Genomic DNA, 15,652 nt, shown 5'->3' with positions numbered 1-15,652 from the left:
GCTTCCTCGGCTCGTGCGTTCATTTCTTCTTGCCGCCGCCCTTCTTGCCGCCGCCCTTCTTGCCGGTCCTGCGGAGAAGGTAGAAGTCCAGGAGCCCGTGGTAGACGAAGTCTTCCGCCGCCTTGCGGCTGGGGAAGGCCTTGAGCCCCTGCGCGTGCATCTGCTGCTCCAGCCAGCGCTCCGCCACCTCGATCTCTCGCCGGGCCAGCTCCTTCGCGTTCTTGCTGCGGTTCTTGGGGACGCGGTCGTTGTCGGGGTTGCCCTCGTCCTGCAGCTCCTGGGCTGCCTCCTGCGCGCCGCGCATGGACATGGCGAACAGTCCGCCCGTCTTCGTCTTGTTCCCCTTGGGTCCGATCCAGTGGTCGGCCGCTCCGAACGCGCCCGCCCAGGTGGTGTTCTTGACGCCCTTCCTTCGCCTGGCGCCCACCAGGTCGAGCACCATGGCCGCCTGCGCCACGGTACCGGGGTTGCGGGCGCCCTCGCGTCCGAACATCAGCAGCGCGATGCGGGCGATGTTCCGCCGCTGCGCCGGCTTCAGCTTTCTGGGCAGCTTGCCGGTGCGGACGAACTCGCGGATGATGCCGGCGAGGGCCGGACCCGACACGCCCAGCGAGCGCTGCAGCCGCTCGATCATCACGGGCACGTGCCGGCCCGTCACAAAGCCGCCCTTGTTGATTCCCGGCTCCTTGCTGGGCGTGTAGGCACCCACGCGCTCCACCTCGCGGTTCACGCCCTCCGGCGCCGGCCACCGGCCAAAGGTGCCCTCCGTGGCCCCCTTGACCCCCGCCACGCGATAGTGGGTGCGCTTGCGCGGCTTGCGCCCCGTCTTGCTGCGCATGTGCCGCACGGCCGCGGGAAAGCCCACCCCCGGCTCCATCACGATGTGCGCCCGCCGCTCCCGCTGGTCGTCCATCACCTCGGCGGCGGCGCGCACGTCGGGGTGCTCCAGCACCCGCGCCGCGGCCCGCTGCACCAGACGGCGCAGCACCTCGCCGGAGGGCATCACGCCCTTGCCGGTCTTTTTCCACGGGTTCACCCGCGCCATCACCGACACGTCGTCGCCGCCGCGCTCCAGCGTAACGCTGGTAAGCCGGTAGCGCGCGCGCCAGTACAGCATCCGCGCCTTCAGCTCCAGCCCCGTCACGCCGCGGGCAAAGAGCCGCGCCACCTCGGGCTCGATCACGGCCATGGCGCGGTCAAGCCGGTCCTGCTTTTCCCGCTCGCGGTCCCGCTCGCGCTCGGCGGCCGTCTTTGGCTTCCGGTCCTTCTTCTTCCCCTTGATCCCCAGCTTCTTCTTCACCCACCGGCCGGCCTTCTTCACCTTCCGGAGGATCTTCTTGCCCACCTTCTTGAGCCTGGCGGCGACCTTCTTGAGCGCCTTCCTGATGCGCGCCATGATGCGCTGCGCGATCGCCTTGATCTTGCCGCCGACGGCCTTGGCGGGCTTCATCAGCCGCCGCAGCAGCCACTGCGCGACGAACTCGATCACGGCGATGGCCGCGGCCGCCAGCGCGGTGGCGAACTGCGGTCCCGCGTTGCCGCCCCGGACCGCCTTGAGGAAGGCGACGAACGCGCCGATGGCGGCCAGGATGCGCTGAACGGCGCCCCAGGCGGCCTGCAGCCCCTCGATGATGGCCATCACCGCGCCCGCCGCGGGGACGATCATCGCCACCAGCTTCTCCACCAGGAGCTCCACCAGCGCCGTGGGGATGGCGGCCTTGAGCGCCTCGAACGCCATGGTCCCCACCTGGGCGATGCTGATGCCGCCCTTCTTCAGCACGTCCCAGATCGCCGTCCCCAGCCCCAGCACCGACTCCAGCTTGGCGTTGAACCACTCCTTGACCTGCGCCTTGAACGCCGCCCACAGGTGGTTCTTGATGCCGTCGACCACGGCGCTGCCCAGGTTGCCGAGCCAGCGGCCCGGGCCCGAGGCAATGTCCTTGATGAGCACGGCGAAGGTGCCCAGCGCGTCCACCACGGCCTTGGCGGCGTCGATGGCGGCGCTGACCGCCTTGTCGACGGCGTCCACCGCGGCCAGCAGTCCCGCCTCCAGCAGCCCCAGGGCCTTGTCCAGCGCCGCGCCCAGCGCGTCCAGCGCGGCCACGACGTCCTTCTTGAGCCGCTCCGCCAGGCGGTTCACGGCGGCCTCGGCCGATGCGACGCGCTCCTTGACGGCGCTGCGCCACCGGTCGCGCAGGGCGGGGAAGCCCGCCAGCACCCGGTCGCCGATGGCGATCAGCGCGTCGCCCACGCGGCGGATGACGGAGACGATCGCCTGGCGCGCCTTTTCGATGACGGCGACGGCCAGCTTCTTGGCCTTTTCGATAGCGGCCTTGACCAGGGCGCGCGCCCGGTCAAAGGCGGCCTTGATCGCCGACTTGATCTTGTTGAAGAAGGCTTTGGCCTTGCTCTTGACCCAGCCCCACACGCCGCCGGAGTCGCCCTGCTTCTTCGCCTCCTCGCGCTTGCGGGCGGCCTCGGTCTCGGCTTCGGTGCGGGCGCGGGCCGCCTCGTCGTTGCCGGTCTGGATGTGGCCGCGCGCCTCGGTGTCGGCGTGGGTGCGCTCGGTCTCGACCTCGGTTTCGCCCCTGGCCGTCTCCGTCTCCGCCTCGGTGCGGGCGCCGGCGGCCAGCTCCTGCTGCTCAGTGCTCCACTTTTCGCGGCTGGCGGCCACGTCGCCGCGCGCGGCCTGCCGCTGGGCGTTCTGCTCGCCCGCGTTCTCGGCCTCGAGCCGCGCGACCTCCTGGTCGGTGGCGGCGCGTTCCTGGGCGTCGGTGGAGGCGTGCTCCTGCCGGCGCGCGGCCATGTCGCCCCGCGCCTGCCCGGCGGCGGCGCCGATCTCTTCGCCGTGCTGCTCCTGGGCGATGATGGAGGTGGCGTCGTCCGCCTCCCCGCCGCCGGTGGCGCCCGCGCCGCCGCCGCCCGGTCCGCCCGCCGCCCCCGCGCCGCCGGCGGGGATGGTGGCCTGCAGCGTTTCCGGCGGCACGACCGGGTAGATCTCGTCCTCGCCCATGGGGACGGCGAGGTCGGCGCGGCCCTGCGCTTCTTCGCGCGCCACGCTTGCGTCGAGCCCGGCCTTTTGCGCGCGCACCTGCGCGGGGTCCGCGTTGCCGGCCAGCCTCACCGTGGGCGTGGGGCCGGCGGTGGCGCGCAGCCCCGGGTCCGAAACCGGCAGCATCCCCAGCGCGCCCATGACGTTGGCCGGGTCCTCGGGGGCGGCGACAGCCTCCATCGGCGCGGGCGGCGGCGGCGGGAGCGGCTCGGGCTGCGGGGTGGCGACCGGCGCGCCCTCGGGCGCCTTTTCGACCTTCTTGCCCTTTTCCCCGCTGGCGGGCGCGACGGACGGACCGGCGGCGTCCTTGGTCTGCGGAGAGCCGGAGGGGCGCTGCACCCGCGGGGGCGCGGCGGCCAGCTCCTGCCGCTGCTGGCCCACGTCGGCCTTCGCCGCGGAGGACACCTGGCCCAGCGCGGACTTGAGCCGGGCCGGCGGCAGCGACGACACGGCGGCCATGGCGGCCTCGGGGTCGTCGGCGGGGAGGGCGGGCGCGGCGGGCTCCGGCGGCTCCGGGATCGCCGATCCCCCGCCGCCCCCGCCGCCCGCGTACTCGCCGCCGCCCTCGCCGATGGAGGCCAGCCCGGCGTCGCGCTCGGAGGGCGACAGCTCGGCGGTCATGCTGTCCGCCGGCGACGGCTCGGCGCCCGCGTCGGCGGTCGCCGCGTCCGCGGGGGACGGCGTGGCCTCCGCCGTGCCGCCGCCCGCGCCGAACGGCGCCTCGGCCGCGGCGGGGACTTCGGGCGCGGGCTCGGGGCTTTCCGCCCCGGATTCCGCCGTGGGCTCGTCCGCCGCTTCGGCCACGCCGCCGCCCGCGCCGCCACCGCCCGCGGCGGCTTCGGCGCTGCCCAGGCTGGGGTCGGGGACGGTGCCGCCGCCGGGGCCGGCCTGCTCGCCCTCCGCCTCGGCCGCGGCTTCGGCTTCGCGGTCGGCGTCGGGCTGCGCGGCGTCCATCCTGGCCGCGGTGTCACTGGCGGCGGAGGCCTCGTCCTGCGCGGGGATCTCGCCGCCGCCGCTGGTATCCGGCGCGTCGGCGCCGCCGGTCTCCGCGGCGGGACCCGCACCCGCACCCGCACCCGCCAGGGCGCCCGTCATGCTCCCGCCGCCCCCGGCCGCCCTCGCCCCGGCAAGGCTTTCCATGCCGGGCGCGCCCCCGGCGGTGGCCATGCCCTCGGCACCCGCGGCGGCCGCGGCGCTGGGCCCCCTGGCCTTGCCCTTTGCGTCGGCTTCGGCCTGGGCCGGTCCGCCGGGCGCGGCGTCCTTCGTTTCGCCCTTCTTCTTGCTCTTCGCGGCGGCGTCGCCGGGGCCGGCCGCCACGCCCGCGGCCGCTTGCGCGGTGCCGGATTCCGCGACGGCTGCATCCGCCGCGGTCGTCGCGGGCGCGGTGGCGGTCGTGGTTGCGCTGGCCGTCGCTCCGGGCGCCGGGGAGGCCACTGGCGCCCCGGGGGCCGGAGTTCCCTCGGCGGCCGTCCCTGGAGCGCCGGGGGCAGCGGGCTTCACGGCGGACGTCACGGGAGCCTGCGCGCGCGCACCCGCGAGTGCGAAGGGAGCGCGCGCAGTGCCGGCCGCGGTGGGCTGCGGGACCCCGGCCGGCTGGGGTGCGCCGCCTGGCACCGCGGACGTGCTCTCTGGCGCGGGGCCGCGCGCGGCAAGGGCAGGAAGACGGATTGCCGGTGGCGCTACGGGGCGCGGACGTTCACGGGGCGCCGCGGCCGGCGCGGATTCCGGACGGGCCGCGGGCTCTCCGCCCGCGGGGGGTGCGGCGGTGTCGGTGCCGGGGGCCGCGGGCGCGCTGGGCACCACGCCGCCCTGCTGAATGACGTGCGTGGCCTCGTGCGCCATCAGCTTGACGTCGGACGCGCTCTCGCCGCGTCCAAGCCAGATGTCGCGCCCGTGCGTAAAGGCGCGCGCCCGGAGCCGGGAGGCGGCTTCCTGGGCCCCGGGCCCGCTTTGCACGCGCACGTCGCCCAGACCATGGCCGATGCCGGCTTCCAGCCTTGCGCGCGTTTCTTCTGGTAGCGGTGAGCCGGGCCCGCGCGTGGCGATCGCCGCCTCCGCGGCGCTCCGCATCGCCGGCGATCCGCCAGCTACTCCGCCGCGCTCGCCCTTCGCCCGGGCCGCGGCGGCAGCCTCTCGCTTCTCCTCATCCTCGTCTTCATCCTCCTCCCGCTGCACGACGGCGGGCGCGGCGGGCTTCGTCTGCACGGCGCCGGAATCCTCATCCGGCTTCTCATCCTCCGCGCGCTGAACGACGGCGGAGGTGGCGGCCTTCATCTGGACGGCGCCGGAATCCTGGTCCGGCGTCTCATCCTCCGCACGCTGAACGACGACGGACGCGGCGGGCTTCGTCTGGACAGTGCCCGCATTGTCATCCGGCTTCTCATCATCCTCCGCGCGCTGGAAGACGGCGGATGCGGAAGGCTTCGTCTGGACGGCGCCGGAGTCCTCGTCCGGCTTCTCATCCTCCGCACGCTGCACGACGGCGGACGCGACTGACTTCATCTGCACGGCGCCGGAGTCTTCGTCCGGCTTCTCATCCTCCGCGCGCTGGATGACGGCGGATGCTGCGGGCTTCGTCTGGATCGCGCCCGAATCGTCATCCGGCTTCTCATCATCCGCCGTGCGCTGGATGATGGCGGACGCGGAAGGCTTCGTCTGGACGGCGGCGGCCTTCTCATCCGGCTTCTCGTCATCCTCCGCGCGCTGGACGACGGCGGGGGTGCGCTGGATGATGCCGGGGCCGCCGGCGTCGGGCTGCGTGGGATCGTCGTGCTCGGTGCGGTCGCCGATGGACTTGGGCTGGATGGCCGGGGCGAGCGCGCTGGCGGAGACGCGGGAGATGGGGAGCGGCGCGGAGACCACGTTGCGTGTGGCGACTCGGTCGGCCACGGCGTCGGCCTCGCGCTCGTAGGCGTCGTCCGCGCGGCCGATGACGGGCTTGCGCTGCACGGGCACGCCCAGGGCAAAGGGCGCGGCCACGCTGGCCTGCGCCCATGCGGGCGAGGCCGTGTCCGGCGCCGTGTCATGCGGCGCGGGTGCGTGCGGCGCAGAGGACGCGCCATCCGGCTTCTTTGCCGGGCGGCGGGCCTTTACCGTGTCGGTCACCGGAACGCAGCTCCGTTCATCGTCCCCACGTCAGGTCGTGCATCCCCTCCGCGCGACATCCGCCGCGCGTTGATCAATCCATCCGCCTGCATCGACCCGCTTACCTCCATCGTCGAGGTAGCGGAAAGTTCGCCAGATCGCGCATCAGGTGGTGCCATCTACGTGCTCCCGTGCGCTCCGGAACTCACTCGCCGATCCGCATCCCCCGCTGCCTGAAGCCCGCGCGGATGCGGAGATGGCGGGAATGGTGTTCCTCCAAAAAACGCGGATGGCCCCCTGCCGCATTCCATCTGCTTCCCGTTTCCGATGCCCTTACAAAAGATCCTGCCTCGCCGACCGCCTCCCCTGCACCCGACACCCGGGAAGGCCGGCTCCCGCGCGGGAGCCAGAGGAAACGCCACGTAAAAACTCTGCTAACTCTGCCAACTCTGTGTGAGGCCCATTCTTTGTGGACGCGCACCACCGCCCGAGGAACCAGCACGAGACAAACTCCGTTAACTCCGTTGACTCCGTGTGAGGCCTTCTTTTCCAAAGCCAGACGCACGCTCGGGAGCGTCGATCAGCTCAGAGATCTCGGCCAACGGAGCGTCGGGCGCGCGCTGTCCCAGGTCGCGGCGCATGGCGCGGATCATCTCCGCCAGCTCGTCGTGCGCGGAGGAGCCAGACTCTTCCGCGCGACGCAGGCGGGCGTACGCGCCCAGCACGGCGGAACTGGCGTGCAGCAGCACAAGCTCGTGCGCGCCGGAGTGCTCCACCGGCACCACCGCGCCGCGCACCGAGAACACCCCGTCCGCCGCCGCCGCCGACGCGCGCGACTGCAGGAACACCTCGTACGCCGCCGCGCGGGCGTCGCGCCGCTGCGCCGTTTCCTCGCGGCGGGCGATGGCGTGCAGCCCGCGGGAGACCATCCACGCCGCCAGCAGCAGCGTGATCGCCGAGGTGGCCAGGATCACCAGCGTGGGGCGGGGCACGCCGTCGAACAGGCCGGCGCCGTTGAACAGCGCCACGCCCGCGCGCGCCACGTACCACAGCGCATAGGCCAGCCCCGCCAGCAGGGCGAAGCCGAAGAGGGCGGACAGCGCAGAGGTCTTTCGCATCGTCATTCTCCTGCAGAGGGTAAACGCGAGGGCGCGGCGCCGCGTGCGCCCGTCACCGGTTGTCGACCACGTCGCTGACCACGGGACCCGGAACGGGGTGGATCGTCTGGTGGGTCACCGCCACCTCTTCCGGGTAATCGGGCGTGGTCCAGGCCTGGGGCTGCACCGTAATCTCCATGATCACGTGGTTCGTTGGATGCGTGGGGATCGGGTCCGCGTCCAGCGCGTCGCGGACGGGATCCTCGATCTTGGTCTTCATCTGCCCGCGGTTGGCGTTCCACGTCATGGCGACGATGTTTCCGCTGGCCCAGGCGCCGGGCCCGCCCAGCGACCGCGCGATCAGGTGCCCGCGGTCCGGGTGCGTTCCGCCCGACACCACGCCCGGCACCGCCTCCGAAGAGTTGGACGGAGTTCCCGTGTTCCGGTTGGAGTGGGTCACCCGGAACGTGCGCAGGTTGCCCCGCCAGGCGCTGCTCCCGGCCGTGATGTAGGGGAACGCGAGCAGCATGGGCTTGCCCGCGACCGGGCCCCACCCCGCGGCACCCGTGGGGGAATACATGGCGTAGTTCAGGAACTGGCCGCCCGAGGTGGCGGACACGTGCACGGGGACCGCACGTACGCCAAACGAGGACCCGTCGCGAACGTTCACCTCGGTCACGCGCACCAGCAGGTTGCGGTCGCGGTCGGCGATCTGCTGCCCGATGGTCACCAGGTTCCGCACGCCGCCAGAGAAGTCGTACAGCCCGTCCAGCCGCTTGAGCTCGGCTACGTACCGGTCAAAGTGCGGCTCCCACGCCGTTTCCAGCGCGTCGCTCATGGTGCCGTTGGCGGCGTCGAAGGCACGCAGGGCGTTGGGATTCTGCTGCACGGCGTTCCGCTGGCGAAGGTACGCCTGCCGCGCCTGGGCGATGATCCCGCCTGGCGCGCCCTTCGCCTCGGCGTCGGTAATGATGGCCTCCAGCGCCGCGCCCAGATCGGCCGCCTCGGTGAGCTTGTTGTCGCGCGTGAGCCGGTCCACCTGCTGAGTCTTGATCCGGCGCAGCACGTCGGGGAACACGTTGAATTGCTCGCTGGCCATCATCAGGCGCACCGATCCGTCCGGCTGCTCCTCGCTGCGTACCGTGTGGTCCTCGCCCAGGAAGCGGAAGCTGTCGCGCAGGGGCGGGTGGCGGTCGGGCGCCGCGCCGTCCACCTCGCCCGCCGCGGGCTGGGCCGCAGCCTGCCCGGGCTGCCGCGCGCCGCCGATCCCCAGCGACTGCAGCAGCGACTGCACCGTGGCCACGGCGCGGTCCACCAGCCAGTCCAGCGCGCGGTCCACCGTTTCGCGGATGCCGCCCACGATCTCCTGGATCTTTTCGCCGATGTTGCCCAGCCCGAACTGGTTGGCCAGAAAGCCGATGGCCACGGGGATGGACCGCGCCAGCCCGCCCTCGATCTTTTGCGCGCCCGGGTCCACGTCGCCGCGCGCCACCGCCGCCAGCGTGGCCACGTAGTCGTTCACGATGGCCAGGATGTCGCGCAGGTAGTCGATGGCCGACTGGATGGCGCGGAAGAACGCCATGAAGCCGTTGATCACCGGCATGATCCCCGTGATGTCCAGCAGGCTCATCAGCCACTGGATGGCGCGGTTGATCACCCGCTCCATGATCCAGTCGCGGGCCTTTTGCACCACCATCTCCCACAGGTTGCTGATCTGGGACTCGATGTGCTCCCAGATGGCCGCCACCCCGCGCTCCTGCACGTCCTTCACGAACGTCCAGATCCCCGTCAGCCGGTCAATGGCGCCGCGGATGCGCGCCACCCGCTCCGGGCCGATGCGGTCGGCCAGCTTCTGCCAGATGCGGTCGATGCTGATCCCCAGCACCTGAAGGACAAAGTCCAGCACCGAGCGCAGCGACAGGTCGCGCGGCGGCTCGATCCCCGCCTGCCGCAGCCCGCGGAACAGCCAGTCGGCCAGCCCCCCCGCCAGGTGGGTGAGGATGTGGTCGAAAAAGCTGCCGAAGCCGCGCTTGACCGCCGCCAGCATGTTGCGGAAAAAGCCGATCGGGTCGCGCTTTACGTCCTCGATGGCCGCCATGGCGTTGGCGACGATGCTGCCGATCAGGTCGCTGGGAAAGTTCATGATCTCCAGGATGATCGACACCATCTCCCGAATCACCACGTTCACGAACGCGAACAATCGCGCGATCGGCTCGCCGTACCGCTCCACGATGCGGTTGAACGCGTCCACGGGATGGATCAGGTCCTCGATGGACAGGTCGTTCCAGATCCCGGTAAAGATCCCCTTTACGAACTCCCAGCTGATCCCCAGCGCCTCCATGGCGCCCGCAATGCGCCCGGCCACGCGCGCGATCGTCCCCGTCTCCTGCAGCCGCGCGTAGATGGCGGCGCCGTTGGGAAGCAGGGTGATGAAGCCGCGGATGAGGTTCGCGGGCGTGCGGGGGACCGGCTCGTCGGTGAACGGGTTCTTGCGGATGATGACCGTCGCCAGGTGGAACCCCGGGACGTCGTTGGCGAACGAGGCCAGCCACCCCAGCAGCGACTTCTTGACGAACTCCAGCACCTTGGCCGCCACGGTGGTGGCAAAGTCCCACACGCGCTGGATGAAGGCGCCTGCGGCCGCGGCCAGCGACCGCAGGTTTTCCCCCAGGCTGGCGATGTTGGAGGGCTGGATGGCGTCCCACGCGCGGGCAAAGAGCGAGGTGAGGTCCGTCAGCAGGCCCATGAAGGTGGCGAACTGCTGGGCCAGCCAGTTGGCCGTTTCTTCCAGCGTGCCGCGCTCCCGCATCTGCCGCAGGTGCTCTTCCTTGCCGATCAGGGTCAGGAAGTCGGCAAGGATCTCGGCGGGGGTGGCCGACACCTGCACGTCGCGCAGCGGGTCGCGGCCCAGGATCTTCTTGAGCAGCGCCCAGGCGCGGTTCTCGGCCAGGAAGCCTTCCGCCACGCCGATGGCGGCTTCCTTGATCAGCTCCACCACCTTGTCGACGATGGAGCCGGCGAAGCTCACCACGTCGTCGTACAGCGGCTTGAAGTGGCGCCGCAGCACGGCGACGTTGTAGTCCCACCCCTCCAGCAGCTCCACGTCGTCCCACGCCGCCTCTACCGTGCGCTCCAGGCGGTCCAGCGACAGGTCCAGGCGGCTCAGCTCGCCGGTAACCCACTCCACGGCGGCGCCGATGACGCCGTGCTCGTTCAGCTTGTCGTACAGCGCGGCGCCAAAGGGAACCAGCTCCAGAAACCCGTGCACCAGGTTGTGCGCCGAGCGCTCCACGTTGCGCCCGGTGAGCGGGTTGAAGCCGATGATGACCGTGAACAGCGTCCAGCCGGGGATGTACTCGGCGTAGTCGTTCAGCTCGTCCCGGATCACCTGCGGAATCCACCGCTGCACCGTCCCCGCCGCCCCCGTCGCCATCGCCGTCGAAACGGCGGAGGTCGCGGCCGCCGGTGTCGACGAAGCCCGCGCGGCACCGTGCGTCGCGGCCGGCGTCGCCCCGTGCGTCGCCGTCGATGCCGCGGTCGACGTCGCGGCGGATTCGTTCGATGTCGCGGGTGTCGCGGCCGACGTCGGGGTCCCCTGCCGCGGCGGGTTCGTTGGACGTCGGGCTGCGCTTTGCGGTCGATGCCGCGCTCGGCGTCGCGGTGAAGGGGGGGCGGATGCTGTCGCCGCGGCGTGCGTCGGAGAGGCTGGCGCGGACGGCGATGCGGACGGCGCGGCGGCGTCGATGGCCGGCCCGGCGGCGCCCTGCTGGACGACGTGCGTGGCCTCGTGCGCAAGGAGCCTGGTGTCCGCGGGGCTCTCGCCGCGGGCCAGCCAGATGTCGCTGCCGTGCGTAAAGGCCCGCGCGCCCAGCGCACCGGTTGCGCGCCGCGCCTCCGCGTCCGTGTGCACGCGCACGTGGCCCAGGTCCACGCCCAGCCGCGCCTCGATCAGCGCGCGGACGCCGGGGACCATGGGCGCGCCCGGGCCGCGGCGGGCGATGGCGCGCGCCGCCGCGTCCTGCATCTCCGGCCCGCCGTCCTCGCGGCCGATGCGAAGGCCGGCCCGCGTCGCCGCGCCGCCCACCGACGCGCGCTGGACCTTCTCCTCCACGCCCTGCACGCCTTCCAGCGGCGGATCGTCGTGCTCCGTGCGGTCGCCGGCGGTGGCGCGCTGCACCAGCGCGGCGGGGATGGAGGATCGCGAGCGCGCCTCCTCCTCGCCGCGGTGCGTGGGATCGCCCGCCGTGGCGCGCTGGACGGGCTGATCGGCGTCCTCGTCCCGCGGCGCGCGCTGGACGGGGCGGCGGAGGGCGGAGGGAGTGACGGGGGTGATGCGGGGCGGCGCGACGGCGGGGCCGCTCGTCACCTGGTTGGCCACTTTGTCTGCTTCGCGCTCGTACGCGTCGTCCGGCGCGCCGATGACGGGCTTGAGCTGAATCCCCACCGGCCCCGCGATGCCGAACGCCGCCGCGGGCGCGCCCGCCCACGCCGCCTCCGGACGCGCGGACGCCGCCCCCGCCGTGGAAGGCGCGGGCGGCCGGTGCGCCACGACCGGCACCGGCGCCTTGGGCTTTTTGGCCCTGGCGTGGGTGACGGTCTTGGGCGGGCGGGGCGTGCTCATTCCGCGCGGCGGCTCAGCCGATGGCGCCCAAAAAGGCCGCCATCGACGCCTGGTGGTCCGCCGGCTCGCCGCGGGCGCGCGGCATGCTCGCGCCTGCCTTGCGGTACTCGGCCTCGATGGCGGCGCGCAGGTCCGCCGCGCGCATGCGGCCGTCCGGGCGGCCCAGCGCCAGCAGCCCGGCGTGCACCGCCGCGTTGCGGATCTGCCCGCCCGCCAGCTCGTAGCGCGCGGCCGCATCCTCCACGGTCTCCTCCGGCACCAGGTGGTCGGCGGGAAGGTGCAGGTGCCACAGGTGCAGCCGCTCGTCCACGTCCGGCAGGTGAAAGCTGACGACCACGTCCATCCGCCGCTGGAAGGCGCTGTCGATGGAGCCCGGCGCGTTGGTGGTGACGACCAGGATGCCGCTGTAGGTATCCAGCCGCTGCAGCAGGTAGTTGGTCTCCAGGTTGGCCCAGCGGTCGTTGGACGACTTGACCTCCGTGCGCTTGCCCATCAGCGAGTCGCCCTCGTCCAGCAGCAGCACCACGTCCAGGTCTTCGGCGCGGGCCAGCACGCGGCTCAGGTTCTTTTCCGTCTCGCCGATGTACTTGTTGACGATGCTGGCCAGGTCCACGCGATACACGTCCAGCCCCAGTGCGGAAGCCAGGACGCGCGCCGCCAGCGTCTTTCCGGTGCCGCTGGGGCCCTGGAACAGCGCGCGGACGCCGCGGTTCATCCCCCCGGGAAAGCCGTCGGAAAGCGCTTCCAGCAGGCGCTCGCGGTGGCGGCAGCGGCGCTCCAGGTGGTACAGCTCGTCCACCGTCCCGTGGTGCAGCACCAGCCGGTCCCACCCGCCGCCGTCGCCCAGGCGCTGGGCCAGCGTGTCCAGCTGCTGGCGGTTGATGGCGCGCGCCGCCTGCCGCACGTCTTCGTCCTCGATCTCCGCGCGCCGGGCCAGCGCCGCGTAGCCGCGCGCCAGCTCCGCCGTGCGCCGGATGTAGCGCCCGCCCAGCGTAAGCGTCCGCGCGAATCGCTCGCGCTCCGCCGGGGCCGCGTGGGGGAGCGCCCTGTGCCAGTGGCGCAGGCGCAGCGCCGGCGCGTCCGGCGCCAGCTGGATGGAGAGCGCGTGCTCCGCCGCCGCCCCGCCGATCCCCCCGTCGTGCCCCGCGATGATGCCCACCGGGCCCGTGTAGCCGCGCCACGACGGGATCTCGAACGTCTCCCCCGGCCCCAGGTCGGGGACAAAGACGGGGACGGCGCGGGTGAGCGTGGCTAGCGGCCCCAGCACGCGCGTGGTCTCCGCGTCGGCCGAGGTCGTCGCGCGCGCCTCCAGCACGCCCAGGCCCAGGGCGCGCAGCACGGCGCCCAGCGCCTCCAGCCGCTCGCTCCCGGCGAGGCCGCGGATGACGACGGCGTGCGTCTCTCCGGTGGCGAGCAGTCCGGCCAGCTCGTGCAGGCGGCCGCGCACCTCCTCGTCCAGCACCATCTCGCCCAGCGGTTCGAACGTGCCCGCGGGCACGTGCCGCACCCCCGGCAGCGGCTCGGCGGGCGTTTCGCCGCGCAGCGCCGTCCACAGCGCGGTGGGAACGCGCAGCTGCCAGGCGGCGCGCGGCGCTTCCGGATTCGCGATCTCCGCCAGCCCGGCGTCCACCAGCGGCCGGCAGAGCGTCCATCCGTCGCCCACCAGCGCCGGCCGCGACGCGCGGACGACCTCGTGCAGCAAGGCCACGGCGGGGCGGCGCGCGCCGGCCGTCTGCGCGGCCTGGAACAGCTCGCCAAAGCGCGCGTCCTCCTCCACCAGCCCAACCAGGACCAGCGTCAGCAGGTGCTCGTCGTCCAGCTTGAGCGCGTTGCGCAGGGCCAGGAGCGGCAGCCAGGCGTCGCCCGCCGCCGCCTCCCAATCGTGCCGCAGCGCGGCCAAGCCGGCCACGGCGCGGTCCCAGGGCGCGTCGTGGTCCAGGTGCGGCGCCAGCTCGGCCAGGTACGCGTCCAGAAAGGGATGCGCGTCCAGCGGCGCGCCGGGCTCCTCGCCGCTGGCCACGGCGCGGGCGGAGGCGTACGCCACCAGGCCCAGCACGGCTTCGTAAAAGACCAGGCCCAGGTGGCCGCGGGCGTCGTGCGGCACGTGGGTGAAAGGGGCGGCTTCGCTCACGGCGCCCTCAGGCAAAGTAAAAGGTGACCACGCGCGCCAGCTCCGGGACCCATCCGGGGTTGGCGTCCAGGCCGGCCAGGCGCACGGGGAGCGTGGCCTGGTCCAGCTCCAGGTGCACGTCCACGTGGGTGCGGGTGGCGGCCACGGCGCCCATCCGCCGCAGCAGCGCCGTCTCCAGCCGCTCGTCCGCGTCGCCGCCCGCCGCCACCAGCGCCGCCCCGATGCGCGCGCGGATCACGGGGATGACGACGTCCAGGAATCGCGTCAGCGCCCCCGAGGGCTGCATCCCCAGCGGCGGCGAGGGTTCCGGCGCGGGCGGGGTGCCGCCGAACAGGTCGATCCAGCGCTCCGGCAGCGCCTCCGTCCGCGGCGCGGCGAATCCGCCGCCGGGCAGGACCTCCGGCTCGCGTCCATCCAGCTCCGCCAGCACGCGCCACAGCGGATCGTCCGCCAGCCCGGCCGCGTCCGGTCCCAGCAGCGCGCGGGCGACCAGCTCCACCCACGCCCATCCGCCGACGGCCGGCTCCACTCCGAAGTGCTCGTCCAGCGCGCGAAAGAAGCCCATCGAGCGCAGCACGTTGACGAGAAAGAACACGCCGCACGCCCCGCTCGCCGCCCGCGCCTCATCCACCGGCGGATTCAGCACCTCCACCCCCCACGCCTCCGCCTCCGCACCCTCGCTCGCGGCCGCGTCTTCCTCTCCACCGCGTCCCGCAGCGACGGCGACGGGCGCATCCTCCCCGCGATCCGCATCCCCCGAAACGTCCACGGCTTTCGGTCGATGGGATTCGGTCGATGCACGACGCCCGATCCGCGGCTGCGCATCTTCATCCACCCCCGCGGTTTCCCGGGGATGAGCTTCGGCGGATGCGGGACGATCCGCGCGCTCTCCATCCACCGATGACGACGAAGCCTCCGTGCGCTCGATTGATCGAGTCGCGCGCTCGGCATCTTCAGCGACGGTCGGCGTGTCGGATCGGCGGGGGAGGACGGACGACGGCGCCGCGGCTTCCGCGCGCCAGCGGACGAAGCGCGCGACAAAGGCGGTGCTCCGCGCCACCAGCGGGGCACGGTGCATCATCAGCGACACGCCGAGGAGTGCGGCGTGCTCCGGCGCCAGCCCGCGCGGCACCGCTTCGCGCGGCAGATAGCCCGTCCACGGCGCCGGGGCAGGGGAGCGCGCCGCCCGATCCACCTCCTCCCTGGTGGACGGCACGACCTCACCCCGCGCATCGGTGGATGTCGACGAGGCGACGGACGATGGGGCCGATCCGACGCCGCGCGCTCCATCGACGGAGAGCCACGACGTGGCGGTGGGCGCGGCGAGGAGCGACGGCACCTCGAACGCGGCGGCGACGGCGGCCAGAATGCGCGTGGCCGACGCCGCCGGAAGCGCGGCGACGATGCGCACGCCCTCGCCTCCGGCGGACAGGTGCTCCAGCGCGGCGGGCACGTGCCGCGCCTCGCGCGACCAGAGCGCGGCCAGCGACGCCAGCGGCCCGCCGGGCAGCCCCTTGAGCAGCGCCTGCCACCACCAGCGCGCCACGCTCCCCCCCACCGCGTCGCGCGCAAACGCGGCGATCAGCTCCGCCGTGTCGGCGAACCACACGGCCTCCGCGCCCGCGGGCACGGGGCCCCGCAGCGGGCGGGCGGCGCCGCGCCAGGCG

At 73.3% G+C, this 15,652-nt stretch carries 5 protein-coding genes; all 5 read right to left on the bottom strand.

What is annotated here, in order from left to right:
* Positions 1-19 precede the first annotated feature (19 nt).
* Positions 20-6,157 carry an eCIS core domain-containing protein gene (locus ACOJUJ_RS22290; protein ID WP_420129123.1) on the bottom strand — a complete coding sequence of 2,046 codons (6,138 nt, stop codon included), beginning with the start codon at positions 6,155-6,157 and terminating at the stop codon, positions 20-22.
* A 494-nt stretch (positions 6,158-6,651) separates the two neighbouring features.
* The gene (locus ACOJUJ_RS22285) at positions 6,652-7,254 is read right to left on the bottom strand and encodes a hypothetical protein (RefSeq protein ID WP_420129122.1); all 603 of its coding nucleotides are present in this window, start codon (positions 7,252-7,254) and stop codon (positions 6,652-6,654) included.
* 52 nt (positions 7,255-7,306) lie between these two features.
* On the bottom strand, positions 7,307-11,854 hold the full coding sequence (locus ACOJUJ_RS22280; protein ID WP_420129121.1) for an eCIS core domain-containing protein: 4,548 nt from the start codon (positions 11,852-11,854) through the stop codon (positions 7,307-7,309).
* Positions 11,855-11,867: 13 nt separating this feature from the next.
* Positions 11,868-13,985, bottom strand: a complete 2,118-nt coding sequence (locus ACOJUJ_RS22275; protein WP_420129120.1) for an AAA family ATPase — start codon at positions 13,983-13,985, stop codon at positions 11,868-11,870.
* 7 nt (positions 13,986-13,992) lie between these two features.
* On the bottom strand, positions 13,993-15,652 hold a 1,660-nt coding region (locus ACOJUJ_RS22270; RefSeq protein WP_420129119.1), incomplete at its 5' end, for a hypothetical protein.

The organism is Longimicrobium sp., from assembly GCF_048594345.1.
GTDB lineage: Bacteria > Gemmatimonadota > Gemmatimonadetes > Longimicrobiales > Longimicrobiaceae > Longimicrobium.
This window is presented reverse-complemented; position numbering and strand designations above follow the sequence as displayed.

Coding starts and splice junctions, on each gene's coding strand:
- ACOJUJ_RS22280 (WP_420129121.1), bottom strand. CDS start 11,854: ATGAGCACGCCCCGCCCGCCCAAGACCGTCACCCACGCCAGGGCCAAA.
- ACOJUJ_RS22285 (WP_420129122.1), bottom strand. CDS start 7,254: ATGCGAAAGACCTCTGCGCTGTCCGCCCTCTTCGGCTTCGCCCTGCTG.